This is a genomic window from Pseudomonas sp. AC252 (assembly GCF_979258105.1).
The window spans coordinates 1,896,803-1,910,098 of record NZ_OZ409837.1 but is presented as its reverse complement, the minus strand read 5'-3'; the positions used below and the strand labels follow the sequence as shown (position 1 = coordinate 1,910,098).

Below are 13,296 nucleotides of genomic sequence, written 5' to 3'. Positions count from 1 at the left end.
ATGTCCTTCCCGGTAAAACGGGAAGGGGCTCCTTGCGGGGCATCTGAAACGATTTGTTTTACCGCTTTAATCTAAAAAACCTAAACCATACGACGTAAAAGTCGGGAGGAAAGATGGAAACTGTAGTTGGTCTAACCGCTATCGCTGTTGCACTGTTGATCGGCCTGGGCGCACTGGGTACCGCAATTGGTTTCGGCCTGCTGGGCGGCAAGTTCCTGGAAGGCGCAGCGCGTCAGCCAGAAATGGTTCCAATGCTGCAAGTAAAAATGTTCATCGTTGCCGGTCTGCTCGACGCCGTAACCATGATCGGTGTTGGTATCGCTCTGTTCTTCACCTTTGCGAACCCGTTCGTTGGTCAGATCGCTGGCTGATTACTCGGATCTTCCGGGTAATTTGGTGTGATGGACAACGTAACTGCGAGGTGTTGGCGTGAACATTAATGCGACCCTGATTGGCCAGTCCGTTGCGTTCCTGATTTTTGTACTGTTCTGCATGAAGTATGTATGGCCTCCGGTCATCGCTGCTCTGCACGAACGTCAAAAGAAGATCGCTGATGGTCTGGACGCTGCCAGCCGTGCAGCTCGCGACCTGGAGTTGGCCCAAGAGAAAGCGGGTCAGCAACTGCGCGAAGCGAAAGCTCAGGCAGCTGAAATCATCGAGCAAGCCAAGAAACGCGGTAACCAGATCGTCGAAGAGGCTGTTGAAAAAGCCCGTATCGACGCTGACCGTGTGAAGGTTCAGGCTCAAGCCGAGATCGAACAGGAACTGAACAGCGTCAAAGACAAGCTGCGTGCCCAAGTGGGCTTGCTGGCTGTTGGCGGCGCCGAGAAGATCCTGGGTGCCACAATCGATCAAAACGCGCACGCAGAGCTGGTTAACCAACTGGCTGCTGAAATCTAAGCGAGGGCGATCATGGCAGAACTGACCACGTTGGCCCGACCTTACGCTAAGGCGGCCTTCGAGCACGCTCAGGCCCACCAGCAACTGGCCAATTGGTCAGCCATGCTCGGCCTGGCAGCAGCGGTGTCGCAAGACGACACCCTGCAGCGCGTGCTCAAGGCCCCGCGACTGACGAGCGCAGAAAAGGCCGCCACGTTCATTGACGTGTGCGGCGACAAGTTTGATGAAAAGGCACGCAATTTCATCAACGTCGTTGCCGAGAACGACCGTCTCCTGCTTCTGCCGGAGATCGCCGCTCTGTTCGACCTGTACAAGGCCGAACAAGAGAAATCGGTAGACGTTGAAGTAACCAGTGCATTTGCATTGAACCAAGAACAGCAAGACAAACTCGCCAAGGTTCTCAGTGCACGACTCAACCGGGAAGTGCGCCTGCAAGTTGCGGAGGACGCTGCCTTGATTGGTGGTGTCGTGATCCGCGCCGGCGACCTGGTTATCGATGGCTCGATTCGCGGCAAAATCGCGAAACTTGCCGAAGCATTGAAATCTTGAGTTTGAAGGGGCAGCAGAGCAATGCAGCAACTCAATCCTTCCGAAATAAGTGAAATTATCAAGGGCCGCATCGACAAGCTCGATGTGACCTCCCAAGCCCGTAACGAAGGCACTGTCGTCAGCGTATCTGACGGCATCGTGCGGATTCACGGTCTGGCCGACGTCATGTACGGCGAGATGATCGAGTTTCCGGGCGGCGTCTACGGTATGGCCCTCAACCTGGAGCAGGACTCCGTAGGTGCCGTGGTATTGGGCTCCTACCAGTCGCTGGCTGAAGGCATGAGCGCCAAGTGCACCGGCCGCATCCTCGAAGTTCCTGTTGGTAAGGAATTGCTGGGTCGCGTAGTCGATGCTCTGGGTAACCCTGTTGACGGCAAAGGTCCACTGGGCAACACCGAGACCGACGCGGTCGAGAAAGTTGCTCCAGGCGTGATCTGGCGTAAGTCGGTAGACCAGCCTGTACAGACTGGCTACAAGGCTGTCGATGCCATGATCCCTGTCGGCCGTGGCCAGCGTGAGCTGATCATCGGTGACCGTCAGATCGGTAAAACCGCTCTGGCGATCGACGCGATCATCAACCAGAAAGACAGCGGCATTTTCTGCGTCTACGTTGCAATCGGTCAGAAGCAATCGACCATCGCCAACGTGGTTCGCAAGCTGGAAGAAAACGGCGCCCTGGCCAACACGATCATCGTGGCTGCCAGTGCTTCGGAATCTCCTGCGCTGCAATTCCTGGCACCGTACTCCGGTTGCACCATGGGTGAATTCTTCCGCGACCGCGGTGAAGACGCGCTGATCGTTTATGACGATCTGTCCAAGCAGGCAGTGGCTTACCGCCAGATTTCCCTGCTGCTGCGCCGTCCACCAGGCCGTGAAGCTTACCCAGGCGACGTGTTCTATCTCCACTCCCGTCTGCTGGAGCGCGCATCCCGCGTTTCGGAAGAATACGTAGAGAAGTTCACCAATGGCGCAGTGACCGGCAAAACCGGTTCCCTGACCGCACTGCCGATCATCGAAACCCAGGCTGGCGACGTTTCCGCGTTCGTTCCGACCAACGTGATTTCCATCACCGACGGTCAGATCTTCCTGGAATCGGCCATGTTCAACTCGGGCATCCGTCCTGCAGTGAACGCCGGTGTTTCGGTATCCCGTGTGGGTGGTGCCGCTCAGACCAAGATCATCAAGAAGCTCTCCGGTGGTATCCGTACCGCTCTGGCTCAGTACCGTGAACTGGCGGCATTCGCCCAGTTCGCTTCTGACCTGGACGAAGCGACCCGCAAGCAACTTGAGCATGGTCAGCGCGTTACCGAGCTGATGAAGCAGAAGCAATACGCACCAATGTCGATCGCTGACATGGCGCTGTCGCTGTATGCCGCTGAGCGTGGGTTCCTGACTGACATTGAAATCGCCAAGGTCGGCAGCTTCGAACAAGCGCTGATCGCTTTCTTCAACCGCGATCACGCCGATTTGATGGCCAAGATCAACGTTAAAGGTGACTTCAATGACGAAATCGACGCTGGCATGAAAGCCGGTATCGAGAAGTTCAAGGCCACCCAAACCTGGTAAGCCGCAGCGGGAGCCGCGAGGCTCCCGCTTGCTAACCTGATAGGTGTTACATGGCAGGCGCAAAAGAGATTCGCAGTAAGATTGCGAGCATCAAAAGCACGCAAAAGATTACCAGCGCCATGGAAAAAGTGGCGGTCAGCAAAATGCGCAAGGCACAAATGCGCATGGCTGCTAGCCGTCCTTATGCGGAGCGTATCCGCCAGGTAATTGGGCATCTGGCCAACGCCAACCCGGAATACCGCCACCCGTTCATGATCGACCGCGAAATCAAGCGCGTTGGTTATGTTGTGGTGAGCAGTGACCGTGGTCTGTGCGGCGGCTTGAACACCAACCTGTTCAAGGCCCTGGTCAAGGACATGGCGGTAAACCGCGAAAACGGCGTCGAGATTGATCTGTGTGTAGTCGGTAGCAAGGGTGCGGCCTTTTTCCGCAACTTCGGCGGTAACGTCGTTGCAGCTATCAGCCACCTGGGTGAAGAGCCGTCGATCAATGATCTGATCGGCAGCGTCAAGGTGATGCTGGATGCCTACCTGGACGGCCGTATCGACCGCCTGTCCGTGGTGTCCAACAAGTTCATCAACACCATGACGCAACAGCCTACCGTGGAGCAGTTGATTCCACTGGTGGCAACCCCGGATCAGGATCTCAAGCACCACTGGGACTATCTCTACGAACCGGACGCCAAGGAGCTGCTTGACGGCTTGATGGTCCGTTACGTCGAGTCGCAGGTCTACCAGGCGGTGGTCGAGAACAACGCGGCTGAACAGGCTGCGCGGATGATCGCGATGAAGAACGCTACCGACAACGCCGGTGATTTGATCAGCGATTTGCAGCTGATCTACAACAAGGCGCGTCAGGCTGCGATCACCCAAGAGATCTCGGAAATCGTCGGCGGCGCTGCCGCGGTTTAACGGTTCAAATATTCAGAGGATCCAGCTATGAGTAGCGGACGTATCGTTCAAATCATCGGCGCCGTTATCGACGTGGAATTTCCACGCGACAGCGTACCGAGCATCTACAACGCGCTGACTGTACAAAGCGCGGCCGCAACCACCCTGGAAGTTCAGCAGCAGCTGGGCGACGGCGTGGTGCGTACCATTGCGATGGGTTCCACCGAGGGCTTGAAGCGCGGTCTGGAAGTCAGCGACTCTGGCGCAGCCATCTCCGTACCGGTCGGTAAAGCGACCCTGGGCCGGATCATGGACGTCCTCGGTAACCCGATCGACGAAGCTGGCCCGATCGACACCGAAGAGCGCTGGGGCATTCACCGCGCAGCACCTTCGTTCGCCGAGCAAGCAGGCGGCAACGACCTGCTGGAAACCGGCATCAAGGTTATCGACCTGGTTTGCCCGTTCGCCAAGGGCGGTAAAGTCGGTCTGTTCGGTGGTGCCGGTGTAGGCAAAACCGTAAACATGATGGAACTGATCCGTAACATCGCCATCGAGCACAGCGGTTATTCCGTGTTCGCCGGTGTGGGTGAGCGTACTCGTGAGGGTAACGACTTCTACCACGAGATGAAGGACTCCAACGTTCTGGACAAAGTGGCACTGGTTTACGGTCAGATGAACGAGCCGCCGGGAAACCGTCTGCGCGTAGCACTGACCGGCCTGACCATGGCCGAGAAGTTCCGTGACGAAGGTAACGACGTTCTGCTGTTCGTCGACAACATCTATCGTTACACCCTGGCCGGTACTGAAGTATCCGCACTGCTGGGCCGTATGCCTTCGGCAGTAGGTTACCAGCCGACCCTGGCTGAAGAGATGGGCGTTCTGCAGGAACGTATCACTTCGACCAAGGAAGGTTCGATCACCTCGATCCAGGCGGTATACGTACCTGCGGACGACTTGACCGACCCGTCGCCAGCGACCACCTTCGCCCACTTGGACGCCACCGTCGTTCTGTCCCGTGACATCGCTTCCCTGGGTATCTACCCGGCGGTAGATCCACTGGATTCGACTTCGCGTCAGCTGGACCCGAACGTGATTGGCCAGGACCACTACGACACCGCTCGCGGCGTTCAGTATGTTCTGCAGCGTTACAAAGAGCTGAAAGACATCATCGCGATCCTGGGTATGGACGAGCTGTCGGAAGCCGACAAACAGTTGGTTAACCGTGCTCGTAAGATCCAGCGCTTCTTGTCGCAGCCGTTCTTCGTGGCTGAAGTCTTCACCGGTGCTTCGGGTAAATACGTTTCCCTGAAAGACACCATTGCTGGCTTCAAAGGCATCCTCAACGGTGACTACGACCACCTGCCAGAACAAGCGTTCTACATGGTTGGCGGCATCGAAGAAGCGATCGAGAAAGCCAAGAAACTGTAATCCCGGCGCCCGGCAACGGGCGCTAATTTAGGTTGAGGCAATCAGATGGCTATGACAGTCCATTGCGATATCGTCAGCGCGGAAGGGGAAATCTTTTCCGGCCTGGTCGAGATGGTGATTGCGCACGGTGCACTGGGTGATCTTGGTATCGCTCTGGGTCACGCGCCGCTGATCACTAATCTCAAGCCGGGTCCGATCCGCCTGATCAAGCAAGGCGGGGAAGCCGAGGTGTTCTACATCTCCGGTGGTTTCCTCGAGGTTCAGCCGAACATGGTCAAGGTACTTGCCGATACCGTGCAACGTGCCGCCGACCTGGATGAAGCTCAGGCTCAGGCAGCTCTCAAGGCTGCCGAGAATGCCCTGAACGAAAAAGGCGCGGACTTCGATTACGGCGCCGCTGCCACTCGTCTGGCCGAGGCTGCAGCCCAGCTGCGCACCGTCCAGCAGATCCGCAAGAAGTTTGGCGGTTAATCCGTCAGCCGCTTGTTGTGCGATTGATAAAAAAGGGTAGCCTCGGCTACCCTTTTTCTTTTCCGAATTCCCACAAACCGGTCGCAGTCGCTGACCACCCAGGATTGGTAGCCAGTCATGTCTCTCGAAATCGTTATCCTCGCGGCCGGTCAAGGCACTCGCATGCGCTCGGCGCTGCCCAAGGTGCTGCACCCGATTGCCGGCAACTCCATGCTTGGTCATGTTATCCACAGCGCCCGACAACTTGATCCACAACGCATCCACGTGGTGATCGGGCACGGTGCCGATGCGGTGCGGGAGCGTCTGGCAGCTGATGACCTGAATTTCGTGTTGCAGGACAAGCAACTGGGCACCGGCCATGCCACCGCTCAAGCGGTGCCGTTCATCGAAGCGGGCACCGTGCTAATCCTCTACGGCGATGTGCCGCTGATTGAAGTGGAAACCCTGCGACGTCTGCTCAAGCATGTCGTGCCCGGGCAGATGGGTTTGCTCACTGTTGAGCTGGATGACCCGACCGGTTACGGCCGCATCGTGCGTGATGCTGACGGCAAGGTCGCGGCAATCGTCGAGCACAAAGATGCCAGCGAAGCGCAACGTGCGATCACCGAAGGCAACACCGGCATCCTCGCTGTGCCGGCCGATCGCCTGGCTGACTGGATGAGTCGCCTGTCGAACAACAACGCGCAGGGCGAGTACTACCTCACCGACGTGATCGAAATGGCGGTCAGCGATGGTTTGGTCGTGGCTACCGAACAACCGCACGACCCGATGGAAGTGCAGGGCGCCAATGATCGCAAGCAGCTCTCTGAACTGGAACGTCATTACCAGTTGCGCGCCGGCCGTCGCCTGATGGCTCAAGGCGTTACCCTGCGCGACCCGGCCCGTTTCGACGTACGTGGCGAAGTCAGCGTAGGCCGCGATGTGCTGATCGATATCAACGTGATCCTTGAAGGCAAGGTGATCATTGAAGACGACGTACAGATCGGCCCGAACTGCGTGATCAAGGACAGTACCCTGCGCAAAGGCGTGATCATCAAGGCCAACAGTCATATCGAAGGTGCCATTCTCGGTGAAGGCAGCGACGCCGGTCCCTTCGCGCGTTTGCGGCCGGGCACTGTGCTCGAAGCGCGCGCCCATGTGGGTAACTTCGTTGAGCTCAAAAATGCGCACATGGGCGAGGGTGCCAAGGCTGGGCACTTGACCTACCTGGGCGATGCCGAAATCGGCGCGCGCACCAACATCGGCGCTGGCACCATCACCTGCAACTACGATGGCGCCAACAAGTGGAAAACTGTTTTGGGCGCGGATGTGTTCATCGGTTCCAACAACTCGTTGGTTGCCCCTGTGGATATCTCCAACGGTGCGACGACTGCGGCCGGCTCGACCATCACGCAAAATGTGGATAACGCTCAGTTGGCGGTAGGCCGAGCCCGTCAGAAGAACATCGACGGCTGGAAGCGCCCGGAAAAAATCAAAAAATCCTGATTTATCCACAATCCCCCTGTGGGAGCGTGCCTGCTCGCGAAGGCGTCGTTTCAGCCAACCTCAACGTTGAATGAACAACCGCTTTCGCGAGCAAGCCCGCTCCCACACTCATTTCAATCTTTCTGAATTTTTCTCCCCGCGTCTTGACGGCAACCTTTCGATAGCGTTTCATTGCTTGCGTTATCTTTCGAAACGAAACTTAGGTCGCCATGTCCAAGCGCAACACTCCCCAGCGTCGTCATAACATCCTCGCCTTGCTCAATGAGCAGGGCGAAGTCAGTGTCGATGAGCTGGCCAAGCGTTTCGAAACTTCCGAAGTTACGATTCGCAAGGATCTCGCGGCGCTGGAAACCCATGGTCTGTTGCTGCGTCGTTACGGCGGTGCGATCACCATGCCGCAAGAACTGGTCGCAGAAGCGGCGCAGAGTATTTCCAAGTACAAGCAGGCGATCGCCCGCGCGGCGGTAAAACGCATCCGCGAACACGCGCGCATCATCATCGACAGCGGCAGCACCACTGCGGCGATGATTCCCGAACTGGGCCAGCAACCGGGCCTGGTGGTGATGACCAACTCGCTGCATGTCGCCAATGCTTTGAGCGAACTGGAACACGAGCCGGTATTGCTGATGACCGGCGGCACTTGGGATCCACACTCGGAATCCTTTCAGGGCCAGGTCGCCGAGCAGGTACTACGCTCCTACGACTTCGATCAACTGTTCATCGGCGCCGACGGCATCGATCTGGTTCGCGGCACTACCACATTCAATGAACTGCTCGGCCTCAGCCGGGTGATGGCCGACGTTGCGCGGGAAGTCATCGTCATGGTCGAGGCCGATAAGATCGGCCGCAAGATTCCCAACCTGGAGCTGCCCTGGAGCAGCATCCATACCCTCATTACCGATGATCGCCTGACCGTCGAGGCACGCGATCAGCTTCAGGCCCGCGGGATCACGTTGATCTGTGCGGCTGTCAGTCAGGAGAAATAACCATGTGTGGCATTGTCGGTGCAGTAGCTGAACGTAATATCACCGCCATCCTTCTTGAAGGCCTGAAGCGCCTCGAATACCGCGGCTATGACAGCGCCGGTGTGGCGGTTTATACCAACGACCAGACCCTGGAACGCATGCGTCGTCCGGGCAAGGTCAGCGAACTGGAAACCGCACTGGCCGAACAGCCGCTGGCCGGCCGCCTCGGTATCGCCCACACCCGTTGGGCGACCCATGGCGCGCCGTGCGAGCGCAACGCTCACCCGCATTTTTCCGGCGACATTGCCGTTGTGCACAACGGCATCATCGAGAACCATGAAGCCCTGCGTGAGCAACTCAAAGCGTTGGGTTATGCGTTCAGCTCGGACACCGACACCGAAGTCATCGCCCACCTGCTGACCCACAAGCTCAAGGAACAACCGGACCTGACGGCCGCGCTCAAAGCGACCGTCAAGGAGCTGCACGGTGCCTACGGTCTGGCGGTGATCAATGCACAGCAACCGGATCGTCTGGTCGCCGCGCGCAGTGGCAGCCCTCTGGTTATTGGCCTGGGTCTGGGCGAAAACTTCCTCGCTTCCGACCAACTCGCTCTGCGTCAGGTCACTGACCGTTTCATGTACCTGGAAGAAGGCGATATCGCTGAAATCCGTCGCGACAATGTGCAGATCTGGGACATAAACGGCAATGCCGTCGAGCGCCAGACCGTGCAATACACCGACGGTGCCGAAGCCGCCGACAAGGGCGAGTTCCGCCACTACATGCTCAAGGAAATCCACGAACAACCGGCCGTGGTTCAGCGCACCCTCGAAGGTCGCCTGGGCAACAATCAAGTGCTGGTTGAGGCCTTCGGTCCGCAAGCCGCCGAGCTGTTCGCCAAAGTGCGCAACGTGCAGATCGTCGCCTGCGGCACCAGTTATCACGCCGGCATGGTCGCGCGCTACTGGCTCGAGGAACTGGCCGGCATCCCGTGCCAGGTCGAAGTCGCCAGCGAGTTCCGTTATCGCAAAGTGGTGGTGCAGCCGGACACGCTGTTCGTGACCATTTCGCAGTCCGGCGAGACCGCTGACACCCTCGCGGCCCTGCGCAATGCCAAGGAGCTGGGCTTCCTCGCCAGCCTGGCGATCTGCAACGTCGGCATTAGCTCGCTGGTGCGTGAATCCGACCTGACCCTGTTGACCCAGGCCGGTCGCGAAATCGGCGTGGCCTCGACCAAAGCCTTTACCACGCAACTGGTCGGCCTGTTGCTGCTGACCCTGTCGCTGGGTCAGGTGCGCGGCACTCTGGCCAACGGCGTCGAAGCCACACTCGTCGAAGAACTGCGTCGCCTGCCGACCCGTCTCGGCGAAGCGCTGGCGATGGACAGCACCGTGGAAAAAATCGCCGAGCTGTTCGCCGAGAAAAACCACACTCTGTTTCTCGGCCGTGGCGCGCAATTCCCGGTGGCGATGGAAGGTGCTTTGAAGCTCAAGGAAATCTCCTACATCCACGCCGAGGCCTACCCGGCCGGCGAGCTCAAACACGGCCCGCTGGCACTTGTGGATAACGACATGCCGGTGGTCACCGTCGCGCCGAACAACGAACTGTTGGAGAAGCTCAAGTCCAATTTGCAGGAAGTCCGCGCCCGTGGCGGTGAGCTGATTGTGTTTGCCGACGTCAAGGCCGCGATGACCAATGGCGAAGGCACTCACGTAGTGCAGATGCCACACATTCACGACATTCTTTCACCGATCCTTTATACGATCCCACTGCAACTGCTGTCGTATTACGTTGCCGTGCTCAAGGGCACCGACGTCGATCAACCGCGTAACCTGGCGAAATCGGTCACTGTGGAATAAGTTATCCACCGTTGATCTACGCTCCCACAATCGCAGCCTCGGCTGCGATTGTCGTATCCGCCACCGAGGAATCCCATGGACCGCTTTCAGGAAATGCAGATCTTCGTTGTCGTTGCCCAGGAGCAAGGCTTTTCGGCGGCGTCGCGGCGTCTGGGTTTGTCGGCGGCAAGTGTCACGCGGGCGGTGGCGGCGCTGGAGCAGCACATTGGTACGCAGTTGCTGGTGCGCACTACGCGCACCGTGCATCTCACCGAAGCCGGGCAGCGATACTGCGATGACTGCCGGCGGATTCTCGCCGAAGTGCAGGAGGCCGAGGATTCGGCGGCTGGCAGCCATGCCTTGCCCCGTGGGCAATTGACGATTACTGCGCCGGTGTTGTTTGGCGATCTTTTTGTCACGCCAGTGATGGCCGATTACCTCTGTCGTTACCCCGATGTGTCGATCAACGCGCTGTTGCTGGATCGGGTCGTCAATATGGTCGAGGAGGGCATCGATGTTGCGGTGCGCATCGGTGAGTTGCCGGACAGCAATCAACATGCGATTCGTGTCGGGGAAGTGCGACGGGTGATTTGCGCTTCGCCGACGTTTCTGGCTGAACACGGCCGACCGGAGCATCCCCAGGCCCTGGCCGCGCTGCCGGTGGTGGCGACATCCGCGATAGGCCAGCAACGTAACTGGCCGTTTCTCGACGGCGGTGAAGCCCTCAGCGTGCGCACCGAACCGCGCCTGACCGTCACGGCCAATCAGTCGGCGATCACCGCCGCGCGCAAAGGCCTGGGCCTGACGCGAGTGCTGTCCTATCAAGTCGCGGACAAGGTGGCGACGGGCGAGCTGGAAATCGTCCTCGCCGAGTTTGAATTGCCGCCGTTGCCGATTCATGTGGTGTATCAGGGCGGGCGCAAGGCGCCGGCGCGGATCCGCAGTTTTGTCGACTTCGCCGTGAAGGCGCTGCGCGAACATCCGGCGTTGAACCCAGCGGCGTTATTGCACGAGATGAAATAATCGATTGCAGCGGCTGGTTATTCTGTTGTCCCGGCAACCCATGGATGATGACGCTATCGGCGCGCTCATCCCCGTAGCGACGTCACTTTCCAGCGGAGTCGACCATGCAAGCGATCAAACTCTACAACTTTCCCCGTTCCGGCCATGCCCACCGCGTCGAGTTGATGCTGTCGCTGCTGCAACTGCCGACCGAGCTGATCTTCGTCGACCTGGCCAAGGGTGAGCACAAGCAGCCGCAGTACCTGGCGATCAACAGCTTCGGCCAAGTGCCGGCGATTGATGACAACGGCGTGGTGCTGGCCGATTCCAACGCGATTTTGGTTTATCTGGCGCAGAAGTATGGCAACGGTCGCTGGCTGCCGACCGACCCGGTGGGCGCAGCCCATGTGCAGCGCTGGCTGTCGGCGGCGGCGGGACCGATCGCATTTGGCCCGGCGGCGGCACGCCTGATCACGGTGTTTGGTGCGCAACTGAATGCCGAAGAAGTCATTGGCCGTGCGCACAACCTGCTCAAGGTGATGGAGCTGGAATTGGGCAAGACAGCGTATCTGGCGGGCGAAGAGCCGACCATCGCTGACGTGTCTGCCTACAGCTACATTGCCCACGCGCCAGAGGGCAATGTCTCGCTGGATGACTACGCCAACGTTCGCGCCTGGCTGGCGCGGATCGAAGCGTTGCCGGGTTTTGTCGCGATGCCGCGTACGGTGGCCGGGCTACAGAAAACTGCCTGACGGACGCAGTCGCGGATATTCGCCAAGCCCCGGCGGCTCATCTACCGCTTCACTTGCGCTCTCGCGGGTAACGCCGGCTTGCGTGGCCTGTCCCGCAAGGACGCGTCGCGCAATGCGCTCGACCAGTTGCTGACTTGCTTCGCGCCAGTCAATCCAGCGCCATTCGTTGACATCCTTGCTGGCAGGGAACTGGCCGCTGGCCTCGAAGGCCTTGATCAGGTCGGTCAGGCTTTGCGGCTCCTGCAGATCGAAATAGGCCATGAACTCGCCGCCTATTTCACGAAATGCCGCGATGTCACTTCCCATGGCCGGCAAGCCTCGTTGCATGGCTTCTACCAGAGGCAGGCCGAAACCTTCGACAAATGACGGAAAGACCAATGAGCTGGCTCGCGTATAAGCATGCTCGAGGCTGGTGTCGCTCAGGTTGTTGAACATGAACAGGCGTCGGTTGAGCTCGGGATGATGCCGTATTCGCGATAGCAACTCGTCGCACTTCCAGCCGATGCGCCCTGCGATGCATAGCCTGGCGCCGGAACCGCCCGCCCAGGCACGCTCGAAAGCATCGAGCAGATACGCATGGTTCTTGCGCGGTTCGATCGTGCTGACCATCAGGAAAACCGGGCCGGGTGCCTCGAACATTTGGTGCAAAGCGGGTTCCACTGCTGCTGCCGAATTGTGCAAGTCCAGCTCGGAGCCCAAATGAAAGTAGTCGAACCAGCGCTTTTCAGCCTGCGCGGGGCCGAGTCGGCGCTGCAGTTCATGGCGCACCTCGTCGCGCACAGTGGCGGAAATGGCCATGTAACCGTCGGCAGTGCGGCACACCCAGTCAAACCACTCACTGAACACCTGCGCGGGCCGGGCTTCGTAGAAATGGGGATGCGTCAGGGGAATGAGGTCATAGATCACCGCAATGATTGCGACGCCTTCGCGCTTGAGCCGTTCGACATGGGGAAAGAAATCCGAATGCCACGACGAGTCCAGCAACACCAGTTGATCATCAGGCTGGTGCTGCAACGGTGAACAGCGCTTGAGTAACTGGAAATGCCGCAGGCGGGTGAACAATCGCAGCGGCAAACCAAATACGGCGAATGAGGTCAGGCGATACGCCACATACAGCGCCCTCCGTGTCAGCTTCGACGGGCATTTGGCGTCGCGGCGCTGATGCCATTGCCAGAAGCGATGAGCGAGGCGTTCCAGGCGATCAGCGAATGTCGCGAGGGCGTTGAACACCGGCGTGTTCAGGGGCGCCAGGCGCAAGACCCGATAGAGCTGGCCATTGAGCAATACCACCGGTATGCACTCGCTATCACCAACACTGGAGGGCAGTTTGTTAATGACATTGCGCACCACCCGCTGAATCCCCGAATTGAGTTTCGGGTGGTTGAATACGTGTGTGCACTCCACCAACAGTCGAGTCATAGCGCGCGCTCCGAGTTCGCCGCTCCTGCGGACA

At 58.8% G+C, this 13,296-nt stretch carries 13 protein-coding genes; 12 read left to right on the top strand and 1 reads right to left on the bottom strand.

Annotated elements, in window-relative coordinates; all coding sequences use genetic code 11:
- Window positions 1-113: 113 nt before the first annotated feature.
- The 12 genes from atpE (at window position 114) to ACZZZ4_RS08870 (ending at window position 11,843) form a co-directional block, all read left to right on the top strand.
- Entirely contained in the window at window positions 114-371 is a 258-nt protein-coding gene (atpE, locus tag ACZZZ4_RS08925) for a F0F1 ATP synthase subunit C (RefSeq protein WP_003097235.1), read from the top strand.
- Window positions 372-429: 58 nt separating this feature from the next.
- A complete protein-coding gene (locus tag ACZZZ4_RS08920) occupies window positions 430-900 on the top strand; it encodes a F0F1 ATP synthase subunit B (RefSeq protein ID WP_016772403.1) in 471 nt (156 codons plus the stop codon).
- 12 nt (window positions 901-912) lie between these two features.
- A complete protein-coding gene (locus tag ACZZZ4_RS08915) occupies window positions 913-1,449 on the top strand; it encodes a F0F1 ATP synthase subunit delta (protein ID WP_016772404.1) in 537 nt (178 codons plus the stop codon).
- A 21-nt stretch (window positions 1,450-1,470) separates the two neighbouring features.
- Window positions 1,471-3,015 carry a F0F1 ATP synthase subunit alpha gene (gene atpA, locus ACZZZ4_RS08910; protein WP_016772405.1) on the top strand — a complete coding sequence of 515 codons (1,545 nt, stop codon included), beginning with the start codon at window positions 1,471-1,473 and terminating at the stop codon, window positions 3,013-3,015.
- A 50-nt stretch (window positions 3,016-3,065) separates the two neighbouring features.
- Window positions 3,066-3,926, top strand: a complete 861-nt coding sequence (gene atpG / locus ACZZZ4_RS08905) for a F0F1 ATP synthase subunit gamma (protein ID WP_007911960.1) — start codon at window positions 3,066-3,068, stop codon at window positions 3,924-3,926.
- A 27-nt stretch (window positions 3,927-3,953) separates the two neighbouring features.
- Entirely contained in the window at window positions 3,954-5,333 is a 1,380-nt protein-coding gene (gene atpD, locus ACZZZ4_RS08900) for a F0F1 ATP synthase subunit beta (protein WP_039757213.1), read from the top strand.
- 45 nt (window positions 5,334-5,378) lie between these two features.
- Window positions 5,379-5,804: a F0F1 ATP synthase subunit epsilon gene (locus tag ACZZZ4_RS08895; RefSeq protein WP_016772407.1), complete on the top strand. Its 426-nt coding sequence runs from the start codon at window positions 5,379-5,381 to the stop codon at window positions 5,802-5,804.
- Between the two features lie 117 nt (window positions 5,805-5,921).
- Window positions 5,922-7,289, top strand: coding sequence for a bifunctional UDP-N-acetylglucosamine diphosphorylase/glucosamine-1-phosphate N-acetyltransferase GlmU (gene glmU / locus ACZZZ4_RS08890; protein ID WP_310402852.1), 1,368 nt, complete (start codon window positions 5,922-5,924; stop codon window positions 7,287-7,289).
- Between the two features lie 209 nt (window positions 7,290-7,498).
- Window positions 7,499-8,275: a DeoR/GlpR family DNA-binding transcription regulator gene (locus tag ACZZZ4_RS08885; RefSeq protein ID WP_129998014.1), complete on the top strand. Its 777-nt coding sequence runs from the start codon at window positions 7,499-7,501 to the stop codon at window positions 8,273-8,275.
- Between the two features lie 2 nt (window positions 8,276-8,277).
- Window positions 8,278-10,110, top strand: a complete 1,833-nt coding sequence (glmS, locus tag ACZZZ4_RS08880) for a glutamine--fructose-6-phosphate transaminase (isomerizing) (protein WP_463547657.1) — start codon at window positions 8,278-8,280, stop codon at window positions 10,108-10,110.
- Between the two features lie 75 nt (window positions 10,111-10,185).
- Window positions 10,186-11,112: a LysR family transcriptional regulator gene (locus ACZZZ4_RS08875; RefSeq protein WP_463547656.1), complete on the top strand. Its 927-nt coding sequence runs from the start codon at window positions 10,186-10,188 to the stop codon at window positions 11,110-11,112.
- 104 nt (window positions 11,113-11,216) lie between these two features.
- Window positions 11,217-11,843, top strand: coding sequence for a glutathione S-transferase family protein (locus tag ACZZZ4_RS08870; protein ID WP_122692273.1), 627 nt, complete (start codon window positions 11,217-11,219; stop codon window positions 11,841-11,843).
- Here ACZZZ4_RS08870 and ACZZZ4_RS08865 read toward each other — a convergent pair.
- The gene (locus ACZZZ4_RS08865) at window positions 11,826-13,262 is read right to left on the bottom strand and encodes a glycosyltransferase family 4 protein (protein ID WP_463547655.1); all 1,437 of its coding nucleotides are present in this window, start codon (window positions 13,260-13,262) and stop codon (window positions 11,826-11,828) included. The two genes, ACZZZ4_RS08870 and ACZZZ4_RS08865, sit on opposite strands and share 18 nt — an antisense overlap.
- Window positions 13,263-13,296 lie beyond the last annotated feature (34 nt).